A 24,173-nucleotide genomic window follows, 5' to 3' on the forward strand; every position below is an offset into this window, starting at 1 on the left:
CAAAAATTCAGCTGCCCAGATGGTCGTCCGGGATGTTCAAGCGAATGCCCATGCGCAGGCCTTCCTGGAGGATGTGCCGACGCATCTCGGCACTGGCCAGTGCACTGTTCTTGTTGCGGATGGCGCGCACCACGGCTTCGTTCTCTTGCAGACGCTCGGCAAGATGTTCCGGCGAATTGCGCAAGACTTGCGCGCTCAGCTTGAGGGCGTTGCTGGTTTGCTGCACCACGTTCTGGAAGATCGGGTTGGACGTCAGCGCGAACAGTTCTTCGTGAAAGCCGATGTAGGCGTTCATGCCGGCTTCGGCGTCACCGGCATCCAGGGCTTCGCGCATGTCCATCAAGGTCAGGCGCAGTTGGCCGACCTCCTTGCTACTGATGGATTGGGCGACCAGGCCGACGATGAATGGCTCGAGGGTGTAGCGCAGTTGCAGGATATCTTCGAGGCTGGCGTCGGCCACGGCGTCGCTGGCCTGCGGTTCGCTGACGCTGGTTTCCAATACCACCACGCCCTTGCCGGGCATCGAGCGCACCAGGCCAAGGGTCTCCAGCACGATGACCGCTTCGCGCAGGCTCGGGCGGCTGATGCCCATCTGTTCGGCCAGTTCACGCTGGCCGGGCAGCATTTCTCCACGCCGCCACTGGCCACGCTTGAGTGCGGCGCGCAGTTTTTCTACGACTGAATTGACGACGGTTGAGGTGCTGATCACGTCTACGTCTCCTTGGATGTTTCCAATAGGGTCACGATTCCAAGTGGGAGCTGGCTTGCCTGCGATGACTGACTGTCAGTCAACATCGTTATGGCTGACCCACCGCTATCGCAGGCAAGCCAGCTCCCACAGTTGGATCGCGTTGCTAGAACTCCTGATGCGCCGGCAGCACCGGCTTCTTGGCCTGGAAGGCATAGCCTTGCTGACCGTCGAGCACCTTGTTGGCGCGTTGGATATCGATGTCTTTTTCCCAGCGGGCAATGGCGACCGTGGCGACGCAGTTGCCGATCAGGTTGGTCAATGCACGCCCAATGCCCATGAACCAGTCGACCGCCAACACCAGCACCAGCCCGACCACCGGGATCGCCGGGATAGCGGTGAGGGTCGCCGCCAGAATCACCAGTGCCGAGCCCGGAATCCCATGGGCGCCCTTGGAGGTGATCAGCGACACCAGCAGGATGGTCAGCAAGTCGGTCATCGACAGCGGCGTACCGGTGGCGTTGGCGATAAACACGATGGCCAGGGTCAGGTAGATCGAGAAGCCGTCGAGGTTGAACGAATAGCCCGTCGGAATCACCAGGCCTACGGTTGAGCTGCCAATACCCAGGTGCTCGAGTTTGCGCATGATCTGTGGCAGTACCGCATCGGAGGAGGCGGTGCCCATCACGATCAGCAGTTCTTCGCGCAGGTACTTGAGCAGCGGCAACATGCGCAGGCCGGACACACGCATCACCAGGCCAAGCACCACCGCGACAAAGACAAAGCAGGTCAGGTAGAACAACCCTACCAGGCTGCCCAGGTGTTGCAGCGAATCCAGGCCATACGTGCTGGTGGTGAACGCAATGGCGCCGAACACGCCGATCGGCGCCAGGCGCACGATCATGCCCATGATGCGGAAGATCACGTGGCTCAGCTCGTTGATCAACCGCGAAATGCCCGAGGCGGCTTCGCCCACCAGGTTCAGCGCGCTGCCAAACAGCACCGAGAACAGCAATACTTGCAGCACGTTGTTGTCGGCGAAGGCGCCGATCACCGAGTTGGGGATCAGGTCCATCAGGAACTGGCTGGTGCCGCGGATGTGCTGGCCTTTGTCGGCCAGCTCATTCAGGCCGGCGGAGGACAGCTGCTCAAGGTGAATATTGGCGCCGGTGCCGATGCCGGTACTGAACGCCATGACCAGGCCGATCACCAGTGCGACGGTGGTCAGCACTTCAAAATAGATCACTGACTTGAGGCCGATGCGCCCGACCTTCTTCAAGTCGCCGGCACCGGAAATACCGCTGACCACCACGCAGAATACGATCAGGCCAATCAGCATTTTGATCAGCTTGATAAAGCCGTCACCCAGGGGTTTGAGTTGCGAGGAGAATTCGGGAAGGGCCAGGCCGCAGATAATGCCCAGCATCAGGCCAATCACGACTTGCAGGAAAATCGAACGCGAGCACCATCTGAGCATGTGAGGGATCTCTATTCGTTGCCCTGGTGGTTCCAAGGCTTAATTGTTGTGGTCTTACCGGTAAGTCCAGTGCGCGGCCAGTCTACGCCGGGTTTTTTTGAAATCACAAGTAAATAATCGGCGGTTGACAGTTCCCGGTCTGACCAGTTGGTCGGCAAGCGTGATGCTTGAGCGGTTGGCGGGCTGGAAAAAAATTCGCTTATCATCGCGGCTTGATTCGCGAGGTGATTGATGGACGCACCAGGACTGACCACGGACGCCACAGGGCAGACCCATTGCACCTGGCGCACGGCGGCGCCGGAATACCCGCGCTATCACGACCACGAGTGGGGCGTGCCGGTGGCGGATGATATTCAACTGTACGAGAAGATTTGCCTGGAAGGCTTTCAGGCCGGCATGGCGTGGATCACCATCCTGCGCAAGCGCGAGCAGTTTCGGGCAGCTTTCGAGGGCTTTGATTTTCGCCGCGTGGCGCAGTACGGCGAGGCGGATATCGACCGCCTGATGAATGATCCCGGCATTGTGCGCAATCGGGCCAAGATCGTCTCCACCCTCAACAACGCGCGCAGGGCGTGCGAACTGGTGGATGAAACCGGCTCGTTGGCCCATTGGATATGGGCGTTCGAGCCAGCCGAGGAGGAGCGCCCGGCCGTGGTAGACATGGCTTACTGGACCGGCAACCCAACGTCGCCGGCGTCGGTGCGCTTATCCAAAGCCTTGAAAAAACGCGGCTGGACCTTTGTCGGCCCCACCACCATGTATGCGTTGATGCAGGCGATGGGCATGGTCAATGATCACCTGGAAGGCTGCGCTTGCCGAGCGCAGATCGAAGACCTTCGCCGACAATTCAAACGCCCCTGAATCCTCGAATCCAACACCCTTCAAACTGTGAGAGCTGGCTTGCCTGCGAGGGCGGTGAGTCAGCCAACACATCTGTTTCTGATGTACCGCTATCGCAGGCAAGCCAGCTCCCACAATTCAGTTTTGTGGTGTGGTTGGTTACTGCGGCAGCGGCGTCAACACCTCAGCCTTGTCATCCAGCACCACCACCACCAGCAGCTTGGCCGGCTGGGTCTGGCTGGCGTTGCTTGATTCAAAGTGTCGCGAGCCGGCCGCTTCATAGAACGACTCACCGACCTTGTAGGTAATCGCATTTTCATCGTTGACCCGCGAGGTGATCTCACCCTCCAGCACATACGCCACGGCAGTGCCGGTGTGGCTGTGCGGCACGGTGGCCTGGCCAGGGGCGTAATCGACGGTGAGCATGATGGTTTTCTTGCCGGGCACGTTGATCAAAGCGTGTTCCTGCAGCACCTTGATGGATTCCTGGTTGTAAACCGGCTCGTGGGCGAGGGCGCTGAGCGAGGCGAGCATCAGGGTGGCAGCGAGCAGTCGTTTCATGATGAGGTTTCCGAGAAGTTCGAGACCTCTTCACCCTACGCCGCCGAGTGCACCGGACCAATGACCAATGCGCGGGAAAACCCGCTAGCCAATCTGCTGAAGAATATCGCGCAGCCGGTCCAGCGCCGGGTCGATGTCGAGCAATTCGATGGCGCCGAAGCCGATGATCAACCCTTGGCGCACGGGGGCGTCATGGAAGAACACATCCACCGGGTACACGCCCACTTCCACGCGCCGCGCCAGTTCCATCAGCAACGGGATATCCACCGGCACCTTGCACAGCGCGGCCATGTGAAACCCCGCCACGCTGGGCACCGCTTCAAACCAGGGCGCCAAGTCACCTGCCAGGCGCTGCAGGATGCGTTCGCGGCGCCCGGCGTACACCGTGTGGCAGCGGCGAATATGCTTGAGCAAGTAGCCTTCGCTGATGAACTTGGCCAGTGCCCATTGCGGCAGGGTAGAGCTGTGCTGGTCGGTCAGTTGCTTGGCCTTGAGCACCGCGCCGTAAATGGCCGGCGGCAGCACCGCATAGCCCAGGCGCAACTCCGGCAGCAGGGTTTTCGAGAAGGTCCCGACGTACGTGACCACGCCACGGCTGTCCATGCTTTGCAGGGAATCGGTGGGGCGGCCTTCGTAGCGAAATTCGCTGTCGTAGTCGTCTTCAATGATGATCGCGCCCAGCTCGAACGCGCGCGCCAGCAAGGCTTCGCGGCGCGCCAGGCTCATGGGCATGCCCAAAGGGAACTGGTGGGACGGGGTCACGTAGATCAGCCGTGTGCCGTCCGGAATCAGGTCGACCTGAATGCCTTGCGCGTCGACCGGCACGCCGGCAACGTGCGCGCCCATGGCCATGAACAGCTGGCGCGCCGGGCTGTAGCCGGGGTCTTCCATGGCGACCGTGGTGCCCGGTTCGAGCACCACGCGGGCGATCAGGTCCAGCGCCTGCTGCGCGCCATTGGTGACCACGATGTCGTCGGCGCGGCATTTCACCCCGCGTGAAAACGCGACGTGCCCGGCGATGGCCTCGCGCAGCGCGGGCAAACCTTCCGGTTGACTGTAAAAGCCGCTGTCTCGGGCGATACGCCGAAGCGCTTCCTGGGTACAGCGCCGCCATTCATCCTGGGGGAACTGATTACGGGTGGTGGCGCCTCCGATAAATTCATAGCGCAGGGTGCTGTCGCGCGTGGGATGGCGCATGGGCGAGGGCAGCGCCGCCCATTTGCCCAGGTTGGCGGCACAAGCCAGGTCGGCGGCGGTTTGCACGCGCTCGGTTTGCACCGTGTGGGCGTTGACGAAAGTGCCGCGGCCGGTCTTGCCCACCAGCAGGCCTTCGTATGTCAGGGTGGCGTAGGTGTCCGACACGGTTTTGCGCGACACGCCGATTTGCTTGGCCAACAAGCGGCTGGGCGGCAGTTGCGCGCCGACCGCCAGGCGTCCGGACGCAATGGCTTCACGCAACTGCCGGTACAGCTGTTCGGCCAGGTCTTTGCGGCCGTTGATCACCACGTGCAGTTCCATGTTTCATCCCAAGGCATTCACTCTGGGCCAAGACTACTCGCTCGCGCAGCGCGCTCAAAATGGTCTGCGCATAAACCGCCCGATTGGCTATAGGGCTTATGGAACGGGGGCTCTAGGCTAGCGCACACTGACTTGCCCGCCCGAGAACCGCCCATGGAACGCCGTCTGGATTACTACACCGCCTCACCGCAAGCGCTTAAAGGCATGTTGATGCTGGAGGCGGCGACCTTTGAACTGTCCATCGAAAAACCGCTGCTGGAGTTGATCAAGATCCGCGTCTCGCAGCTCAACCACTGCGGGTTTTGCACCGACATGCATTCGATGGCAGCGCGCCTGCGAGGTGAGAGTGAGCGACGCCTGTTTGCACTGTGCGTATGGCGTGATTCGCCGTTTTTCAGCGCGCGGGAAAAGGCCGCGTTGGCCTGGAGCGAGTCGGTGGCGACGCTGCCGACATCAAGTGTCTCGGATGAACTCTACACGGCAGTGCGCGTCGAGTTCAGCGAGCAGGAATTGGTGGACCTGACCATGGCGGTGTCCAGCATCAGTGGCTGGAACCGCCTGGCGGTGAGCTTTCGCCAGCAACCGCCGAATGCATGATCAGGAGAGGAAACCGCCGTCCACGTTCAGTGACACGCCGGTGGTGTAGCTGGAGGCGTCGCTGGCCAGAAACAGCACCGCGCCGGCCATTTCGCTCGGGTCGGCCACGCGTTTGAGCGGGATCTGCGCCAGCGCCATTTTCAGGATCGAATCGTTCTTCACCAGCGCCGAGGCGAACTTGGTGTCGGTCAGGCCCGGCAGCAGGGCGTTGCAACGAATGCCGAACGCTGCGCATTCCTTGGCGAACACCTTGGTCATGTTGATCACAGCGGCCTTGGTCACCGAGTAGATGCCCTGGAACACGCCAGGGGAAATGCCGTTGATCGACGCCACGTTGATGATGCTGCCGCCACCGTTCTCGCGCATCAGCTTGCCGGCTTCCACCGACATGAAGAAGTAGCCGCGAATGTTTACGTCCACAGTCTTCTGGAAGGCGCCGAGGTCGGTGTCCAGCACGTTGCAGAACTGCGGGTTGGTGGCGGCGTTGTTGACCAGAATATCCAGGCGGCCGAACTGTTCACGAATACCGGCAAACACCTGGGTGATCTGCTCCATTTCACCAATGTGGCAGGCCACGGCCGTGGCTTTGCCGCCGTCGGCGATGATTGCATCCGCCACGTGCTGGCAGCCTTCCAGCTTGCGGCTGGAGACGATCACGTGGGCGCCTTGCTGGGCCAGCAGCTTGGCGATGGCTTCACCGATACCGCGGCTGGCGCCGGACACAAAAGCAATCTTGCCGTCGAGGTCGAACAGGTGGGTCTTGGACATGAAGGGTTCCTTGTTCTTGCAGTCAGAGGGCTGATTTGGCGATGACGTTCAGGCTCATTTGCTCCAGCAGCGTGTTCATGTGGATGAACTGCGCAAAGCGTTTGTCCTGGGTCTGGCCGTGGAAGAAACGGTAGTAGATCTGTTGCACGATGCCGGCCAGGCGGAACAGGCCATAGGTGTAGTAGAAGTCGAAATTGTCGATCTGGAGGCCCGAGCGCTCGGCGTAATAATCGACGAACTGACGGCGGGTCAGCATGCCGGGGGCGTTGCTTGGCTGGCGACGCATCAGTTGCACCGGTGCCGGGTCGGCGGCTTCGATCCAGTAGGCGAGGGTGTTGCCCAAGTCCATCAGCGGGTCGCCCAGGGTGGTGAGTTCCCAGTCCAGCACGCCAATGATCTGCATCGGGTTTTGCGGGTCGAGGATCACGTTGTCGAAGCGGTAGTCGTTGTGCACGATGCTGGAGGTCGGATGGTCGGCCGGCATCTTGTCGTTGAGCCAGGCGCGCACTTTCTCCCAGCTCGGGGCATCTGGGGTCAGGGCTTTCTCGTAGCGATCACTCCAGCCGCGAATCTGACGCTCTACATACCCTTCAGGCTTGCCCAGGTCAGCCAGGCCGCAGGCCGCGTAATCCACCTGGTGCAGTTCGACGAACTTGTCGATAAAGCTTTTGCACAGCGCCTCGGTCTTGGTGGCGTCCAGGCCCAGTTCGGCCGGCAGGTCGGAGCGCAGGATGATGCCGTTGACGCGCTCCATCACATAGAACTCAGCCCCGATCACCGACTCATCGGTGCAATGCACATAGGCCTTGGGGCAGTACGGGAAGCCATCTTTCAACTGGTTGAGAATGCGGTATTCGCGGCCCATGTCATGGGCGGACTTGGCCTTGTGGCCAAAGGGCGGGCGGCGCAGCACGAATTCCCGGTCCGGGTATTCGAGCAAGTAAGTCAGGTTGGACGCGCCACCGGGGAACTGGCTGATCTTGACCGCGCCGTGCAGGCCCGGAATATGCGCCTTGAGGTAGGGATCGATGAGGCTGGCATCAAGTTCTTCGCCTGGGCGAATCTGGGTCGATTGGTCGTTAAGCGCCATGCTTATCCCTTCTGCTTATTCTAAAGGCCTTGGACTATTGGCTAATCTAATGCGCACCGCCGTCCAGCGACAAGGTCGGGGCGGCTTAATAGGTTAGCGTGTTGGACGATGATCAGCGGGCCTGATGCGCTCAAATCACCAGCATCGCCCGGCCACCGGGGTTGCAGGACAGGTTGGCACCGATTTCGACTTTTGCCAGGTCAATGCCAAGGCCGGCGAGCAGGTTGTTGACGATGGGATCGAGAAGCGGGCCGAGTACCCCGCCAATCACGCCCCCAAGCAATGAAAGCAAGCCATTGAGCAGGCCCGTGACCAGGCCCAGCACAGCGCCCAACAGGCTGGCGATTTTTGGCGGGTGGTTGATCAGTTGGATGCCGGTGAGTGTTTCCTTGAGGCTGCTGACGACGTTCGAGGCGGCGAATTGATAATACGTCGGGGGCAGATTGACCGCCGGCGGGTTGGTGTAGGTGTGCGCGCGTTCGGTCCGGGCCACATCGCTGTCGACGCGCACGCCCAGCCCGCCTGCCGCGAAGGCTTGCCGGTCGCCACAGACGCCGGTGCCGCGCTTGCAGGTCTTGGTACCGATATCCACCACCGGGTACTCGTCGACGTGCAGCGTTTGGGTGGATGAAAACAGGTTTTTGGGGTCAACCTGCCCAATCATCGCGTGCAGGGCCGAGGTTTCGCCAAGCACCGACAATGATTTTTTGCCACTGTCGCAACTGTAATCCGTAACCTTGGCGCTGCCACCGGCGGCCTCCAGGGCAATGTCGAGTGTGTCGCCGATCTCAAGGCTGGTGACCAGGCAACAATTGGGGTCAAGCAGCCCCAGCAAGCCGCTCAGTACTTCATTGAGCGCCTGCACCACGCCCCCCAGCGCGTTATTGACCAGCGTGACGATCGGCAGCTTGACCGAAATCAAGGTGCGCACTTGCGCGGTTCGCACATAGATGGGCTGCGTGGCGATGTTCTTCGGGTCGCCGATGCTTGAGAGTTGCCCAGGCTCGATCACTTTGGTCGAGACGGTGACGCCGAGCAGCCCCAGCACATCCACCGGCAGCTCCACGGCAACGGCGCTGGCCTTGTTCGACAACTGCACAAGGCCCTGGATCAGGTTGAACAGCTGCAGTTTCACATCCAGCGCACTTTTTTCCGTGCCGTTCTGGATATTGATCAGGTCGCCCAAGTGCAGGATTTGCGTGCCCGGCGCAATCAGCTTGATGGCTTCGAGGTTGTTGATGACGAGCGTGACCGCATCGCCACCGAGCTTGAGCACGTCGATGGCGGCCTGGACCAGTTGGCCGACGGTGGCGTCGGTCTTGAGCAACTGATCGTAATTGCCGGCGCTGACGTTCAAGCGGATCGCCAGGGCATCCAGGTACTTGAGCAAACTGATATCGGTGTTGATCAAACCGTTCCAGCCCACCGCGTCGAGCTGCAACTTGCCGCCCAGCAAACCGCCGATCAAGGCGTTGAGGGCCAAGGATTTGGTGCTGTCGACGGTCAACAAGGTGCTGCGCACGGTGAGTGACGCCACCGTTGGGGTTGGCGCGGCGGCGACCGCGGTGGCGCTCAAGAGCGTCATCATGTTGAGGGGTTGAGCCGAGAACAGCGTGAGTAAGCCATGGGCGAGGCTGGTGTGCACACGGTGGGTGGCGATGACCCGGATCGCGTCGGTTTTGGCTGGGTCGGCGCTGAAGGTGCGCATGAAGTCGGCACCGGTGGTCAGGGTGCCGCAGGCAACGGCCAGCGTGCGATTGTCGTCGACAGTGAAGTGGTTGCGCGCTGCGCTTTGAGTCGCAAACTGGGCCGCATTGTTAGTGGGCGCCGCACACGTGCCGCTGCGGCTGACCGCTTCGAGCGCCGCTGTGTCGACCACCCGCTGTAACTTGCGCTTCTCCAGGTACAAACGGCCGCTGTCGACCACCAGCAATAGAAACAACAGCGCAATCCCAAGGGTCACCGCGCCGATCAAACCGATGGCGCCGCGCTGGCGGGCCGGGCCGAGTCCATGGCCAAACATTCTGCGTTCCTTCGCCGGTCATGCACCGACGTCCTGAGCATCCCCGCAAAGCAGTGTAGTCAGGTTTTACGTCGGCGCTGGCTATTCGCTACTAGTTGCGCGGCGGCAGCGTCACCGGTGTAAGCACTGGGCGGCCGGCAAAGTATTCCACCAGGTTATCGGCCACACGCTGCACCGTATCGTGGGCGGCTTCGGGAGACAGGCCGGCCACGTGGGAGGTGAGTACGGTATTGCTCAGGCGCTTGAGGGCGTCCGGCACTTTGGGCTCGTCGTCGAACACATCCAGTGCCGCGCCGCCGATACGCCGTTGCTCAAGAGCAGCCACCAGGTCTGCCGTGACTAACACGCTGCCGCGTCCGATGTTCACCAGGTAGCCGTTCGGTCCCAGCGCATCCAGGGCGTGGCGATCAATCAGGTGACGGGTGCTTGCACCGCCGGGGGTGGCCAGGATCAGGAAATCCGAGGTGCGCGCCAGCTCAACGGCGGTGGCGCAATAGGTGTAGTCCACGTCATCGCGGGGCTGGCGGTTGTGATAACTCACCTCCATGCCGAACCCGAGCGCCGCGCGCCTGGCGATCTCCATGCCAACGGCGCCGAGCCCGAGAATCCCCAGCTGCTTGCCGCCCAGGGACGGGCGCATCACCTTCGGCCATTCGCCGCGCCGCACGGCCGCGTCGGTCTGGGGGACGCCGCGCACCAGCGACAGCAGCAACGCCATGGCGTGGTCGGCTACCGACGGCGCATTCACCCCGGCGCCGTTGGTGACGACGATCCCGCGATTGCTCGCCGCCTGCAGGTCCACATGCTCGTAACCGGCACCGATCACGCAGATGATCTCGAGCAAGGGCAATGCGGCGATTTCCTCCGCATACAGCCCCAGCGGGCCACGGGTCAGCACGGCCTTGATCTGCCCGCCATGCGCCTTGATCGCCTGGGCGCGTTCGGCCGGCGTCGGCGCCAGAATCACGTGAAAGTCGTTGCTCTCGATGATTTGCAGGTATTCGTTGATGGTTTCAACCAGGACCAGAACAGTGGTGGACATCGGAAGGCGCTTCCTGAAGGGTTTGAAGAGTGAGTATGCGGGATTTGTAAGACAGAACGTTTTGTTCCGCCAGAAAAATCCCGCATAGACGCCGTTAGAACGCGATGCTGTGCGCTTTCACCCGCTTCACAAACGCCCCGGCCAGGGTTTCGTTGTGATGCTCGATGATCGCCTCGGCAGGCAACGCGTTGGTGTTCATGCAGGTATGGCCGTCCTCGGGCAAAGTCACCGAGAACCCAAGCTCGACTGCGACTCGGCAGGTGGTGTCGATGCAGAACTGGGTTTTCATCCCCACAATCACCAGTTCATCGACCTGCGCCGCCGCCAGTTGCTGGGCCAGATCAGTTCCCAGGAAACAGCTGGGGCGGGTCTTGTTGAAGACATGGTCGCGAGCGGCGTCGACCTGCAGGCCCGGCCACAAGTGCCACAACGGGCTGCCGGCTTCTATCGGGGAGCCTGAGGGACCGGTGTGTTGGGCCACGAAGATCGGCGCGTGGGCGCTGCGCGCGCGTTGAATGAGTTGATTGATGGTGCCCAGCACCCGTTCGCGCTCGAAGGGCTTGTCGGGCCCGTCATACAAGCCGTTTTGCATATCGATGATCAGCAGGGCGTTTGCCATGGTCTTGCTCCTTGCAGTGGCCAGATGGCGGGGCAATAAAAAGGCCCCGTCCATTGCTGGCGGGGCCTTGGGTTGAATCCGGGGTGTTTTAGTTCAAGCACCCACAGCCACCGCACGACCCGCCATAAGCGGTCGTGGTGGTGGTGCGGGTGAGGTGCAGCTCAATAGGCTTCATGGGCCCGATCATGCTGGGACGGGCGCAGGGCTGTCAACGGGCGCGTCCGATTTCGCCTCGGGTAGCAGCATATTTCGTGCAGCCTCCAGGAATTCGTCTGACAGGCTACTGCCGCGTGTCGCACGAGCGAGCGTGACGGCGCCGATCATCATCGCGTAGTTGGCCAGCATGGCCTGACGGTCTTGAGCCTGCAACTGCGCAAAGATTTCCAGCGACCGTTCAACACCGGCGACGAAGGTGCGCTGTAATTCCGTGTTGGCGGGCTCATGGCACATGTCCGGAGTAAAGGCCGATATCGGGCAGCCGTCGCCGGGATTGTCGCGGTGGGTGGCCGAAAAGTAGTGGCGCAAGATGGTTTCGCATGCCGATTGCGGGTCTTCACTGCGCTCGATTTTTTCCTGCCAGCCCTGGTTCGAATGCTCAAAGGCCTGCTGGCAGGCTTCGGTGGCCAAGGCTTCCTTGGACGCAAAGTGCCCGTAGAAACCGCCGTGGGTCAGGCCGGCGGCGGCCATCACGTCCGCCAGGCTGATGCCGTGCAGCCCGCGCTCACGAAACAGGTGCGTGGCAGCCTCCACGATGATTTCACGGTTGCGTTCGGCTTGTTTGCGGGACACGCGAGGCATGGCGGGGCTCTCAGAATAAAGGCGGGCATTGCCTGAAAAGTACAGCAAAGCCCGCGATTCCAAAATAGATTTGTTTGGGCATGTATTACTTCGACGCTGCTGCAGCCCTCTGGAACCGCTGCCTGCAGCGATCTCGACTGATCTGCATTGGGGCACCGTTCCTCAGCTAAGTCTTTGCTTATTCAGGAGAATCCCGGACAATCGCGCGCTTGTTATGGTCGGGGCGCTGCCTGTCAGGTTTTTCTGACTCGTCCCGGCTGTGGAAATGCGGAGATCCGACCGGATGAATGATCAGGCCAATAGCGTCGACGAACGCTATGCAACGACACCTGCAACCCTCACAGGCTGGAGCCGCCAGGACACCACCTGGATGCTCGGGCTGTTCGGCACCGCCATCGGCGCCGGTACTTTGTTTTTGCCCATCAACGCAGGTCTTGGTGGCTTCTGGCCGCTGGTGATCCTGGCACTGCTGGCATTCCCGATGACGTTCTTTGCCCACCGTGGCCTGACCCGTTTCGTCCTGTCCGGCCGTGAAGGTTCTGACATTACCGACGTGGTCGAAGAGCATTTCGGTCTCAAGGCCGGCGCACTGATCACTTTGCTGTACTTCTTCGCCATCTTCCCGATCCTGCTGATCTACAGCGTGGCCCTGACCAACACGGTCAGCAGCTTCATGGAGCACCAGCTGCACATCATGCCGCCGCCGCGCGCGATCCTGGCGTTTGTGCTGATCCTCGGCCTGTTGGCCGTGGTGCGCTGCGGCGAGCAGGTGATCGTCAAGGCCATGAGCCTGATGGTGTATCCGTTTATCGTCGCGTTGCTGTTTCTGGCCGTTTACCTGATCCCGCACTGGACCGGCGGCATTCTCAGCACCGCCCGTGAAGTCCCGGCGCCGTCGGCGTTGCTCAACACGCTGTGGCTGGCGATTCCGGTGATGGTGTTCTCGTTCAACCATTCGCCGATCATCTCGGCCTTTGCAGTGGACCAGAAGCGCCAGTACGGCGCCAACGCGGATGAGCGCAGCTCGCAGATCCTGTGCCGCGCGCACCTGTTGATGGTGGTGATGGTGCTGTTCTTCGTGTTCAGCTGTGTGCTGACCCTGACGCCGGCGCAACTGGCCGAAGCGAAAGCACAGAACCTGTCGATCCTGTCGTACCTGGCCAACCACTTCGACAACCCGACCATCGCCTTCGCCGCGCCGTTGATTGCGTTCGTGGCGATTGCCAAGTCGTTCCTGGGCCACTACATCGGTGCCAGTGAAGGCCTCAAGGGCCTGGTGCTCAAGACCGGTCGCCGCCCGGCGGCCAAGTCCCTGGACCGCATGACCGCCGCCTTCATGCTGGTGGTGTGCTGGCTCGTCGCCACGCTGAACCCGAGTATCCTCGGCATGATCGAGACGCTAGGCGGGCCGATCATTGCGTCGATCCTGTTCCTGATGCCGATGTATGCGATCCGCAAGGTACCGGCCATGGCCAAGTACCGCGGGCAGGCGTCCAACGTGTTTGTTACCGCAGTTGGTCTGGTCGCGATTACCGCGCTGATCTACTCGCTGCTGTCCTGACACCCAGCTGTACACCCCAAGGCCGCTTCGCGCATTGCGTGAATCGGCTTTTTTTGTGCCTGGAAACCCTGTCCTGGCTCAACCGCTGACGGGCAATGGAGGCTAAGCTGACGCAGGTTTTATTTGCCAGGATGGGCTGATTGAAAACTGCAATTGATGTGACGTCGTCCAGTCGTACCCAGGACCTACTCGCCGGGTTATCCATTGCCGGTTTGCTGCTGCCGGAGGCTGTGGCCTATTCCAGCATCGCCGCGCTGCCGCCCCAGGCCGGGGTGATTGCGCTGTTTGCCGGGCTGGTGTGTTACGGCCTGTTCGGCACCAGCCGCTTTGCGATTGTCTCGGCCACCTCGTCTTCGGCAGCAGTACTGGCCGCCGCCACCGCCAGCCTGGCGGGCGGTGACTCGGCGCTGAGGCTGGCGCTGGCGTTCGGGTTGGTGTTGATCACCGGGGTGTTGTTCCTGCTGGCCGGGCTGTTCAAGCTTGGCGGTGTTACTTCCTTTATCGCTAAACCGGTGTTGCGCGGGTTTGCCTTCGGCCTGGCGCTGACCATCATTCTCAAGCAGCTGGCCAACGTGGTCGGTGTGCACTTGACCGACAACAACTTGATCCGCTTCCTGCCGCAACTGATGGAGCAGCTGCCCCGGTGGAACTGGCCGGCTGCGCTGGTCGCGGCGATTGCGTTGGGAGTGCTTTGGTTGTGCGCGCGTATTCCGCGCCTGCCGGGCGGGCTGCTGGTGGTGATCCTGGGCATTGTTGCCGGGCAGTACCTGGATTTACAGGCCCATGGTGTGGCGTTGATTGGTCTGATCGACTTGCGCTTGGAGTTCGGGCATTTGCCGGTGCTGCCATTCGCCGATTGGCTGCGCCTGGGTGAGCTGGCGTTTGCCTTGGTCATGATCCTGTATGCGGAGTCCTACGGCTCTATCAGCTCGTTCGCGCTTAAGCACGGCGACCGCGTGACATCCAACCGCGACTTGCTTGCGCTGGGTGCGGCCAACCTGATCTCCGGGCTGTTTCACGGCATGCCGGCCGGTGCCGGCTATTCCGCAACCTCGGCCAATGAGGCCGCCGGTGCCGGTTCACGCCTGGCCGGAATCGTTGCCGCGCTGGTGGTGCTGTTGATCGTGCTGACCGTGCTGCCCTATATCGCGCTGACCCCGGAACCGGTGCTTGCCGCCATCGTCATCTACGCACTGGGCCGTGGTTTGAGCCTGCAGCCGCTGGGGCGTTACTTTCTCTGGCGGCGCGATCGTCTGCTGGTGATCTGTGCCGTGGCGGCAGTGCTGGTGCTAGGCGTGCTGGATGGCTTGCTGGTGTCGGTAGCGATCAGCGTGGTGCTGATGCTGCGCCAGATGTCATCGGCTGATATCCAGGTGCTGGGGCGCTTGGGTGACAGCCATGATTTTGTCGATCGTCAACACCACGCCGATGCGGTGGAAGTGCCGGGCCTGTTGATCGTACGGCCCAGCGAGGCGCTGTTTTTTGCCAATGCCGAACGCATTCTGGGTGCGGCGTTGCGCTTGATGCGCCAATCGCCGGTGGAGGCGGTGGTGCTGAGCCTGGAAGAATCTCCGGACCTGGATGGCACCAGTATCGAGGCGCTGGCGGCGTTTTTCGCGCAAGTGCGCGGGGAGGGCAACCGCTTGGTGCTGGCGCGCGTGCGGCATGAGGCGTTGGACGTGCTGCAAGCCTTGCCGGAGACGCTTGCGCCACAGGTCTTGCTCAGTGGCTTAAGCGTTGACGGTGCGGTGCAGTTGGCGCTGCGGCACCAGTCCTGAGTGTGCAACACGTCAACTGTGGGAGCTGGCTTGCCTGCGATAGCGGTAGATCAGCCAAAGATGCATCAACTGACGGACAGCTATCGCAGGCAAGCCAGCTCCCACAGGTATTTTGTGGTGATGTCGAGGTTGTATTCCAGGCATAAAAAAACGCCGCGTACCTTGCGATACGCGGCGTCCTTTATGTCAACACACCTTAGGCTTGAATCACCGGGATGTTGGCGCTTGCTGCGATTTTGCGGAACTCGGCGATCTGGTCGAAGTTCAGGTAGCGGTAGACGTCACTGGCCATGGTGTCCAGTTTGGCCGCGTAGCCCATGTACTCTTCGACGGTCGGCAGGCGACCCAGCGTGGAGGCCACTGCCGCCAGCTCAGCCGAGGCCAGGTAGACGTTGGCACCATCACCCAGACGGTTCGGGAAGTTACGGGTCGAGGTCGACACAACGGTCGAGTTCGGTTCTACGCGTGCCTGGTTACCCATGCACAGCGAGCAGCCCGGCATTTCCATGCGCGCGCCAGCCTTGCCGTAGATGCCGTAGTAGCCTTCTTCGGTCAGTTGGTGAGCGTCCATCTTGGTCGGCGGCGACAGCCACAGACGGGTTGGCAGCTGACCCTTGACCTGTTCCAGCAACTTACCGGCAGCGCGGAAGTGACCGATGTTGGTCATGCACGAACCGATGAACACTTCGTCGATCTTCTCGCCGGCAACGCTGGACAACAGACGGGCATCGTCCGGGTCGTTGGGTGCGCAGAGGATCGGCTCGTTGATTTCAGCCAGGTCGATTTCGATGATTTCGGCGTATTCCGCGTCGGCATCGGCTTCCATCAGCTCAGGGTTGGCAACCCAGGCTTCCATCGCTTGGGCACGACGTTCCAGGGTACGTGCATCGCCGTAGCCTTCGCCGATCATCCAGCGCAGCAGGGTGATGTTGGAGTTCAGGTACTCGGTGACGGAGTCTTTCGACAGCTTGATGGTGCAACCGGCAGCCGAACGTTCGGCCGAGGCGTCGGACAGCTCGAAAGCCTGTTCCAGCGTCAGGTCGTTCAGGCCTTCGATCTCCAGGATGCGGCCGGAGAAGGCGTTCTTCTTGCCTTTCTTCTCTACGGTCAACAGGCCAGCCTGGATCGCGTAGTAAGGAATGGCGTGAACCAGGTCACGCAGGGTGATGCCCGGTTGCATTTTGCCTTTGAAGCGCACCAGGATCGATTCCGGCATGTCCAGCGGCATGACGCCAGTGGCTGCGGCGAACGCGACCAGACCGGAACCGGCCGGGAACGAGATGCCCATCGGGAAACGGGTGTGGGAGTCGCCACCGGTGCCGACGGTGTCCGGCAGCAGCATGCGGTTCAGCCAGCTGTGGATGATGCCGTCGCCTGGACGCAGCGATACACCGCCACGGGTCATGATGAAGTCAGGCAGGGTGTGGTGGGTGGTCACGTCGATCGGCTTAGGGTAAGCCGCGGTGTGGCAGAACGACTGCATCACCAGATCGGTCGAGAAGCCCAGGCACGCCAGGTCTTTGAGTTCGTCACGGGTCATGGGACCGGTGGTGTCCTGGGAACCGACGGTAGTCATCTTCGGTTCGCAGTAGGTGCCAGGACGAACGCCTTTGCCTTCTGCCAGACCGCAGGCGCGACCGACCATTTTTTGCGCCAGGGTGAAGCCCTTGTCGCTTTCAGCCGGCGCTTCCGGCAGTTTGAACAGGGTCGAAGGCGGCAGGCCGAGTTCGGCGCGTGCCTTCTCGGTCAGGCCACGGCCGATGATCAGCGGGATACGGCCGCCGGCACGGACTTCGTCCAACAGCACCGGCGTCTTCATTTCGAAGGTGGTCAGGACTTCATCGGTGCCGTGTTTGCAGACTTTGCCAGCATGCGGGTACAGGTCGATCACGTCGCCCATGTTCATGTTGGTGACGTCGAATTCGATTGGCAGTGCGCCGGCATCTTCCATGGTGTTGTAGAAGATGGGAGCGATCTTGCTGCCGAAGCAGAAGCCGCCAGCGCGCTTGTTCGGCACGTAAGGAACGTCGTCGCCGAAGAACCACAGTACGGAGTTGGTCGCCGATTTACGCGACGAACCGGTACCGACCACGTCACCGACGTAGGCGATCGGGAAGCCTTGGCCACGCATCTCTTCGATCTGCTTCATCGGGCCGGTCTTGCCTTGCTCGTCCGGCACGATGCCTTCGCGAGCCATTTTCAGCATGGCCAGGGCGTGCAGCGGGATGTCAGGGCGGGACCAGGCGTCCGGGGCAGGGGACAGGTCGTCGGTGTTGGTTTCGCCGGTGACCTTGAACACGCGCAGGCTGATCTTGTCGGCCAGGGTAGGGCGGTTCTTGAACCACTCGCCATCAGCCCAGGATTGCAGCACGGCTTTGGCGTGCTCGTTGCCGTTCTTGGCTTTTTCAGCCACGTCGTGGAACGCATCGAACATCAGCAGGGTGTGCTTGAGTTGGGCGGCAGCGACAGGCGCCAACTCGGCGTCGTCCAGCAGCTCGACCAACGTCACGATGTTGTAGCCGCCTTGCATGGTGCCAAGCAGTTCAACAGCGCGTTTTTTGTCGATCAGGGGAGAAGTGGCTTCGCCCTTGGCCAGGGCAGACAGGAAACCAGCCTTGACGTAGGCAGCTTCGTCAACGCCTGGTGGAATGCGGTTGGTGATCAGGTCAACGAGGAATTCTTCTTCGCCAGCCGGGGGATTTTTCAGCAGCTCGACCAGGCCTGCGGTTTGTTCGGCGTTAAGCGGCTGGGGAACGATACCCAGTGCTGCACGCTCTTCGATATGTTTGCGGTAGGCTTCAAGCACAGTTATTACCCTCATCAGTGGTCCCACGGGACGCTCATCCAGAAATGAACGGCACGCATGCGCTCGGGGGCTTTTTGGGCCGCAAAGCCAGCGCTGCCGGCATTCCTCACAGAAGCTGCTTTCAAAGTTTTACGCCTGCAGAACGGAGCTGATGAGGGTTGGCGCTGGCATTTACCTACCGGGTAATAACCATCGCCAACACCGTTCTGAAGGAACGACTGTGCTCGTGACGCTTTGAAAACAGCTTCCAGCGGATTATTGGCGCCTTACAAGGCCGGATGATTCTACGGCAAAAAAAATCTAAAGGTAAGTTGCCTAACCAAGTTTGCTGGGTGATCAACCTTAGACAAAGGGCTAACATGCGGCATTGTTTCGCGGATTTGTGTGTCGTTGCCTATGCCCAACCAAACCATCAAGACCCCCTGCGTCGGCCTGTGCTCCACGGTTTACGGCGACCTCGTGTGCCGTGGCTGCAAGCGCTTCCACCACGAAGTGATCCTGTGGAATGGCTATAACGAGGAAGAAAAACGCGCGGTCTGGCTGCGGCTCGAGCAACTGCTGGTGCAGGTGATGGCCGGTAAACTTGAAGTGTTCGACCCCAAGATGCTGCGCGGGCAGTTGGAGCAGCGCAAGATTCGCTTTGTGCCGCACCAGTCCGAGTATTGCTGGGCCTACCAATTGATCGCCCGTGGCGCGCGGGTGATTTCCAACCTGGAAGCCTATGGCATGGTGCTGCTGCCAGAGTTTCGCGACTGGGCGTTGCCGGAGCTGCGCGATGCGATTGATCGGGAGTTTTTTATCCTCTCGGAGGCGCACTACCAGCGCTATATCGCCCCGGGTTTCCTCAACGATGCATTTGCTGGCTGACACCACACAGCGAAAATGTGGGAGCGGGCTTGCTCGCGAAGAGGGAGTGTCAGCCAATCAATTAATTGACTGATCCGCCGCTTTCGCGAGCAAGCCCGCTCCCACAAGGGATTTTCAGTGGGTCAGGCTTTGGTCGCCAGTTCTTCCAAATGATCCATCAGTTCCTGCGGCTTGAGCACCAGCACATCGCTTTCCACTGCATCCAGCACCACTTCCGCCGTATTGCCAATAAGCGCCCCGGAAATCCCGGTGCGCGCCACGGTGCCGATAATCGTCACCGCCGCCTGCCACTTATGCGCCGCATGGGGAATCAGCACATCCGCCGGGCCTTCTTCGATGTGCAGATGGGTGTCGTCGATATCGAACTCGGCCTGGAACGCCTTGCACTGCTCGCGATAGCGCGCCTCGATGGTTTCCTTGAGCTGAAACGTCGGGTCACTGGCCGACAGCATCGGCGAGGGATGGGCGCTGATCACGTGCAATTGCGCCTTGGCCAGGCTCGCAATTTCGAAGCCGTGATCAATGATGGTGTTGTGCAGCGCCAGATGTTCACTGTCGTGGTTGCCCACATCGATTGCCGCCAGCACCACCTTGTCGGCCCACGGCGTCGAGGTTTTCACCAGCAGCACAGGCGTTGGGCAATAGCGCAGCAGCTTCCAGTCGGCCGGCGTCAACAAGGCCTTTTTCAGCGGGCTGTCGGCGAAATGCTGCTTGACCACCAGCCCGCAGCCCTCGGCTTGCTGCACATCGATGATGGTTTCATGCAGGCTCTCATTCCACGCCTGCTCGGTGGTCACGCTGTAGCCGTCTTCAAGCAGGCCGGACTTGAGCAGGCTCAGCAGCGCCGAATGCTCGTGTTTCTTGTCGCAGACCAGCAAATGCAGGTGCGCGCCAGTGACCCCGGCGATCAGCTTGGCGCGCTTGAGCGCCAGGCTTTCCGAGTGCTCGGGCTCGATGACCACCAGGATGCTGCGGATAGCTTGCATGGACGGATCTCCAGAGACGCAAAAAAGGGGCCTTGCACAACTATAGTTGCTGCCCGCCAGACGTCATGTTGATGCACATCAAAGCCAGTGGCTGGTGGTCTGCGGCGGGGTCGGTATAATCGGCGCCCTTTTGTGATCTATTTGCCCGTGAGCCCGATGAACCTGCCCGAAATCCACGAATTCCTCGGTTGCCGCACCCCCGACGCCTGGGTCCAGGCTGCCTTGGCCGATCAGGCAACCCTGCTGATCGACCACAAGAACTGCGAATTCAAAGCCGCCAGCACCGCCCTGAGCCTGATTGCCAAGTACCACGCGCATGTTGACCTGATCAACATGATGTCGCGCCTGGCGCGCGAAGAGCTGGTGCACCACGAGCAAGTCATGCGCCTGATCAAAAAGCGCAAAGTCGAGCTGCGCCAACTGCACGCCGGCCGTTATGCCTCGGGTTTGCGCAAAGTGGTGCGCAGCCATGAACCGGTCAAACTGGTGGACACCCTGGTGGTCGGCGCCTTCATTGAAGCGCGCAGTTGCGAGCGTTTCGAAGCACTGGTGCCGCATTTGGACGAAGAACTCGGCAAGTTCTATTTCGGTTTGCTCAAAAGCGAGGCGCGGCACTTCCAGGGTTATTTGAAACTGGCCTACCAGTACGGCGACGCCAAAGACATCGCCCAAGTGATCGAGCGGGTGAGGGCGACCGAGCAGGCGCTGATCGAATCACCCGACATCGAGTTCCGCTTTCACAGTGGCGTGCCAGCCTGAGGCGACGGCCACGCCCAGCAGTGCGGTGATCCCGGTCAGCAGCAGGATCACCGTTTGTGTGCCCAGCGGCGCCGCCAGCACGCCAATCAACAAACCCGCCAACGGCTGCGACAGGTTGTTGAGCAGCGTGATCACGCCCACGGTTTTGCCAAAGTCCTGTACCGGAATCACGCGCTGACGGGTGCTGCGCAGGTACAGGTTAAACATCTTGTCGAAGCCGGTGATCAGCAGGAATCCGAAGGTGTAGGCCCACACGCTGGGGCTGATGGCCGTGATCAGTGCGCCCACGCCGATCATCGAATACGACAGGCCGCCCAGTACCTTCAACGGCAAGGTTGCGCGCGCCAAGTAAAACAGAATCCCGATCGTCACCACCGCGCCCGCAGCTTGCAGCAGGGCGTACGTATCCTTGCCTGCGCCATAGTGGCCGGTGACCATCGCCGCCGACGTGGCCAGCGTCACGCCAATAATCAGGTTCACGCCCACCGCCAGGGTGATGATCCGCTTCAATTCGGCGAGCGTGCGGATATGCCCAAAGGCAATGCGCAGCGGTTGCAGCCAGATGTCCCGGTGCTGCTCGAAGGTTGGCAGGCTCACCGCGCTGGTGCGCTGCCACAGCAGCATGGCCAGGTCCGCCAGCACAAACAGCCCGGCAACCCCCAGCACCACCCAATGCCAGGCCCACACTTCAAGCAACAGCGCCGCCAGCAGCGGGCCGAGCACCAGGCCACTCTGGTCGGCGATTTGTGAATAGGAAAGGGTCTTGGCGTAGGTGTACTGCTTGAAAATATGCGGCATCAACACTTCACGCGCCATGATGCCCTGGGTGGTCAGCACGCCGCACAGCGCCGAGAGCATGACAATCCAGTAAATGCCGTCGAACACGCCGTACAAGGCCACGGCCAGCACGCAGGCCAGCGCCCGGTAAACCTGGCTGATATGCAGGATGCGCACTGGTGAAATCTTGTCGCACACTGCGCCACACACCGGGAAGGCCAGGTAACGCGGCAGTGACTCGACAAAAAACGCCAGGCCGGCCCAGGACACACTCTGGGTGGTCTGGAACACGATCAGTGGCACGATAAACAACAGAATCTGGTCCGCCAGCCGCGACAGAAACAGCGAAACAAAGAACGCCAGGTAATCCTTGCGCATACAACTCCCTGTGAATGGCGTTAAAGATTGCAGGCTATTTGTTAAAAACTCTTAAAAGCATGAAGCTTGGTCGGCCACTGATGGCCAGCGGCTTCTGTTGAGCAGCTTGCCACCTATAATGCCCGCACTTCAATCCGCGCAGCCACACTGAGAATTTATGGAAAACCTGGGTCTGGGCAAGGTCTTGCTCGTTGAGGACGATGAAAAGCTGGCAGGGCTGATCGCGCACTTCCTGTCGCAACACGGTTTCGAGGTACGGGTGGTGCACCGCGGTGACGAAGCCCTGGCGGCGTTTCTCGACTTCAAGCCGAAAATCGTCGTGCTCGACCTGATGCTGCCCGGCCAGAGCGGCCTGCACGTGTGTCGCGGGATTCGTAACCTGTCCGACACGCCCATCGTGATCCTGACCGCCAAGGAAGACGACCTGGACCATATCCTCGGCCTTGAGTCCGGTGCCGACGACTACGTCATCAAACCCATAAAACCTCCGGTGCTGCTGGCGCGATTGCGTGCACTGCAACGTCGCCAGGTGCCCGAACCCACCGTGCGCGGCTCGCTGGAGTTTGGCCGGCTGGCGATTGACCGCAGTTGCCGGGTGGTCAGCCTGGGCGGTGAGAAGATCGACCTCACCACCATGGAATTCGAACTGCTCTGGCTGCTGGCCAGCAGCGCGGGCAAGATCCTCTCGCGCGACGACATTCTCAACCGCATGCGCGGCATTGCCTTCGATGGCCTGAACCGCAGCGTCGACGTGTACATCAGCAAACTGCGCAGCAAACTCAATGACAACCCGCGTGAGCCGGTGTGCATCAAGACCATCTGGGGCAAGGGCTATCTGTTCAATCCATTTGCGTGGGAGGTTTAGATGCTGCGGCTGTTTCTGCGCCTGTATGTGATCCTGGCGCTGGGGTTGGCGGGCGCGATCTGGCTGGTCAACTACACCTTCGACGAGTTACTGCCCGAGGCCAACGAAACCTATAACCGTGAGGCGCTGCGCGGTCCAGCCTATGGCCTGGTGGAGCAGTTGCGGCCCTTGCAAGGCGAGGCCCGGCAGGCGCGCCTGGCCCAACTGCAGCCTCATTATGGTTTGCGCCTCAAGCTGGTGCAGAGCGACACCCAGGCGCTGACCGAGCGCGAACAGCAGCTGTTGGCCGACGGTTTGCTGGTGGTGCGCGGGGATTTCATGGAGTTCCTGACCAATATCGACGGCGGGCCGCAACTGCTGGAAATCAAACTGCCGGAAGAGCCCAAGTGGCTGTACCTGTGGGCCTATGGTTTTCTCGGCTTGTGCCTGGCCATCGTCCTGTATTTCTGGGTTCGTCCGCACTGGCGCGACCTGGAGCATATCCGGCTGGCCGCGCAACGCTTTGGCGACAACGACCTGGCGTCGCGCATCCTGCTGCCGCGCCGTTCCACCGTGCGTGAGCTGGCCGGGCACTTCAACCAGATGGCCGAGCGCATCGAAAGCCTGATCGCCAACCAGCGCGAACTGACCAACGCCGTTTCCCACGAACTGCGCACACCGATTGCGCGCTTGTCGTTCGAGCTTGATCAACTCAGGCAGCAGGCCGACCCGCGCCAGAGCCGTGAGCTGATCGCCGACATGTACGCCGACCTGGGCGAACTGGAGGAAATGGTTTCCGAACTGTTGACCTACGCCAGCCTGGAGCGCGGCGCCACCCAGGTTACCCGTGAAAACATCGAGGCCCACAGTTGGCTCGACAGCGTGATCGGCAGCGTGGCCCTGGAGGCTGAAGCGGCGGGTGTGCAGCTGTCGCTGCGTACCTGTGAGGTCGACTTTATCCAAATCGAACCGCGCTTTATGGCGCGCGCCGTGATCAATCTGCTGCGCAACGCCATTCGCTACGCCGAGCGCCGTGTTGAAGTGTCGTTGATCAGTTTTGGCAGCGGTTACGAAGTGCGCGTCAATGACGACGGCCCCGGTGTGCCGATGGAAGGGCGGGCAAAGATCTTCGAACCCTTCCTGCGCCTCGACGCCAGCCGCGACCGCCGCACAGGCGGTTTCGGCCTGGGCCTGGCCTTGGTAAAACGGGTCAGCCAGTGGCATGGAGGGCAGGTGGAAGTGCTGGATTCGGAGTGGGGCGGAGCGTCGTTTCGAATGACCTGGGCGTATGCCGAGTAAGGCTTGGCGTGGATTCAGCGATGCCCATGTGGGAGAGGCCTTGCCAGCTCCCACCTTTGACCGAGTACAACCGACACACCTCTGAATGATGCACAGA

21 protein-coding genes are annotated in these 24,173 nt (G+C 61.1%); 8 read left to right on the forward strand and 13 right to left on the reverse strand.

Annotated features, from left to right (window positions below):
* Positions 1-7: 7 nt before the first annotated feature.
* A complete protein-coding gene (locus FPT15_RS28360; protein ID WP_145166035.1) occupies positions 8-709 on the reverse strand; it encodes a FadR/GntR family transcriptional regulator in 702 nt (233 codons plus the stop codon).
* A 145-nt stretch (positions 710-854) separates the two neighbouring features.
* The gene (locus tag FPT15_RS28365) at positions 855-2,180 is read right to left on the reverse strand and encodes a C4-dicarboxylate transporter DctA (RefSeq protein ID WP_178119765.1); all 1,326 of its coding nucleotides are present in this window, start codon (positions 2,178-2,180) and stop codon (positions 855-857) included.
* A 216-nt stretch (positions 2,181-2,396) separates the two neighbouring features.
* Between FPT15_RS28365 and FPT15_RS28370 the strand changes: the two genes are divergently transcribed.
* Positions 2,397-3,026 (forward strand): DNA-3-methyladenine glycosylase I, encoded by a 630-nt coding sequence (locus tag FPT15_RS28370; RefSeq protein WP_145166037.1) that lies wholly within the window; start codon positions 2,397-2,399, stop codon positions 3,024-3,026.
* Between the two features lie 138 nt (positions 3,027-3,164).
* Here FPT15_RS28370 and FPT15_RS28375 read toward each other — a convergent pair whose 3' ends face one another.
* Positions 3,165-3,566 carry a cupin domain-containing protein gene (locus FPT15_RS28375; RefSeq protein ID WP_145166038.1) on the reverse strand — a complete coding sequence of 134 codons (402 nt, stop codon included), beginning with the start codon at positions 3,564-3,566 and terminating at the stop codon, positions 3,165-3,167.
* An 84-nt stretch (positions 3,567-3,650) separates the two neighbouring features.
* Positions 3,651-5,084: a PLP-dependent aminotransferase family protein gene (locus FPT15_RS28380; protein WP_145166039.1), complete on the reverse strand. Its 1,434-nt coding sequence runs from the start codon at positions 5,082-5,084 to the stop codon at positions 3,651-3,653.
* 153 nt (positions 5,085-5,237) lie between these two features.
* Between FPT15_RS28380 and FPT15_RS28385 the strand changes: the two genes are divergently transcribed.
* The gene (locus tag FPT15_RS28385) at positions 5,238-5,681 is read left to right on the forward strand and encodes a carboxymuconolactone decarboxylase family protein (protein WP_145166040.1); all 444 of its coding nucleotides are present in this window, start codon (positions 5,238-5,240) and stop codon (positions 5,679-5,681) included.
* On the opposite strand, the gene FPT15_RS28390 is transcribed toward FPT15_RS28385, so the two are convergent.
* From FPT15_RS28390 to FPT15_RS28415, 6 genes are all read right to left on the reverse strand, one after another.
* Positions 5,682-6,449 (reverse strand): SDR family oxidoreductase, encoded by a 768-nt coding sequence (locus FPT15_RS28390; protein ID WP_094952746.1) that lies wholly within the window; start codon positions 6,447-6,449, stop codon positions 5,682-5,684.
* Between the two features lie 22 nt (positions 6,450-6,471).
* A complete protein-coding gene (locus FPT15_RS28395; protein WP_145166041.1) occupies positions 6,472-7,539 on the reverse strand; it encodes a phosphotransferase family protein in 1,068 nt (355 codons plus the stop codon).
* 130 nt (positions 7,540-7,669) lie between these two features.
* Positions 7,670-9,562, reverse strand: coding sequence for a pilus assembly protein TadG-related protein (locus FPT15_RS28400; protein WP_145166042.1), 1,893 nt, complete (start codon positions 9,560-9,562; stop codon positions 7,670-7,672).
* A 91-nt stretch (positions 9,563-9,653) separates the two neighbouring features.
* Positions 9,654-10,604 (reverse strand): 2-hydroxyacid dehydrogenase, encoded by a 951-nt coding sequence (locus FPT15_RS28405; RefSeq protein WP_145166043.1) that lies wholly within the window; start codon positions 10,602-10,604, stop codon positions 9,654-9,656.
* A gap of 94 nt (positions 10,605-10,698) precedes the next feature.
* The gene (locus tag FPT15_RS28410; protein ID WP_145166044.1) at positions 10,699-11,223 is read right to left on the reverse strand and encodes a cysteine hydrolase family protein; all 525 of its coding nucleotides are present in this window, start codon (positions 11,221-11,223) and stop codon (positions 10,699-10,701) included.
* A 183-nt stretch (positions 11,224-11,406) separates the two neighbouring features.
* Positions 11,407-12,021 carry a TetR/AcrR family transcriptional regulator gene (locus tag FPT15_RS28415; RefSeq protein WP_145166045.1) on the reverse strand — a complete coding sequence of 205 codons (615 nt, stop codon included), beginning with the start codon at positions 12,019-12,021 and terminating at the stop codon, positions 11,407-11,409.
* 283 nt (positions 12,022-12,304) lie between these two features.
* On the opposite strand from FPT15_RS28415, the gene FPT15_RS28420 reads away from it, so the two are divergent.
* Together FPT15_RS28420 and FPT15_RS28425 are read left to right on the forward strand one after the other, a co-directional pair.
* Complete coding sequence (locus FPT15_RS28420; protein ID WP_145166046.1) at positions 12,305-13,582, forward strand: serine/threonine transporter; 1,278 nt, start codon at positions 12,305-12,307, stop codon at positions 13,580-13,582.
* A gap of 140 nt (positions 13,583-13,722) precedes the next feature.
* Positions 13,723-15,360 (forward strand): SulP family inorganic anion transporter, encoded by a 1,638-nt coding sequence (locus tag FPT15_RS28425; RefSeq protein WP_256676534.1) that lies wholly within the window; start codon positions 13,723-13,725, stop codon positions 15,358-15,360.
* 196 nt (positions 15,361-15,556) lie between these two features.
* On the opposite strand, the gene acnB is transcribed toward FPT15_RS28425, so the two are convergent.
* A complete protein-coding gene (gene acnB, locus FPT15_RS28430) occupies positions 15,557-18,166 on the reverse strand; it encodes a bifunctional aconitate hydratase 2/2-methylisocitrate dehydratase (RefSeq protein ID WP_106580470.1) in 2,610 nt (869 codons plus the stop codon).
* A gap of 396 nt (positions 18,167-18,562) precedes the next feature.
* On the opposite strand from acnB, the gene FPT15_RS28435 reads away from it, so the two are divergent.
* The gene (locus FPT15_RS28435; RefSeq protein WP_145166047.1) at positions 18,563-19,033 is read left to right on the forward strand and encodes a DUF1289 domain-containing protein; all 471 of its coding nucleotides are present in this window, start codon (positions 18,563-18,565) and stop codon (positions 19,031-19,033) included.
* Positions 19,034-19,155: 122 nt separating this feature from the next.
* Here the strand turns inward: FPT15_RS28435 and FPT15_RS28440 are convergent, their stop codons facing one another.
* Complete coding sequence (locus tag FPT15_RS28440; protein WP_145166048.1) at positions 19,156-20,019, reverse strand: universal stress protein; 864 nt, start codon at positions 20,017-20,019, stop codon at positions 19,156-19,158.
* A 156-nt stretch (positions 20,020-20,175) separates the two neighbouring features.
* On the opposite strand from FPT15_RS28440, the gene FPT15_RS28450 reads away from it, so the two are divergent.
* Positions 20,176-20,778, forward strand: coding sequence for a tRNA-(ms[2]io[6]A)-hydroxylase (locus FPT15_RS28450; RefSeq protein ID WP_145166050.1), 603 nt, complete (start codon positions 20,176-20,178; stop codon positions 20,776-20,778).
* On the opposite strand, the gene FPT15_RS28455 is transcribed toward FPT15_RS28450, so the two are convergent.
* Positions 20,734-21,933 (reverse strand): MFS transporter, encoded by a 1,200-nt coding sequence (locus tag FPT15_RS28455; protein ID WP_145166051.1) that lies wholly within the window; start codon positions 21,931-21,933, stop codon positions 20,734-20,736. The genes FPT15_RS28450 and FPT15_RS28455 overlap by 45 nt on opposite strands.
* Positions 21,934-22,090: 157 nt before the next feature.
* Between FPT15_RS28455 and FPT15_RS28460 the strand changes: the two genes are divergently transcribed.
* Both FPT15_RS28460 and FPT15_RS28465 read left to right on the forward strand, forming a co-directional pair.
* Positions 22,091-22,798 carry a winged helix-turn-helix domain-containing protein gene (locus FPT15_RS28460; protein WP_145166052.1) on the forward strand — a complete coding sequence of 236 codons (708 nt, stop codon included), beginning with the start codon at positions 22,091-22,093 and terminating at the stop codon, positions 22,796-22,798.
* On the forward strand, positions 22,799-24,076 hold the full coding sequence (locus FPT15_RS28465) for an ATP-binding protein (protein ID WP_145166053.1): 1,278 nt from the start codon (positions 22,799-22,801) through the stop codon (positions 24,074-24,076). It abuts the gene before it with no gap.
* The last annotated feature ends 97 nt before the right edge of the window (positions 24,077-24,173 follow it).

Origin of the sequence: Pseudomonas sp. RGB, from assembly GCF_007713445.1 — a bacterium.
Taxonomy (GTDB): Bacteria; Pseudomonadota; Gammaproteobacteria; order Pseudomonadales; family Pseudomonadaceae; genus Aquipseudomonas.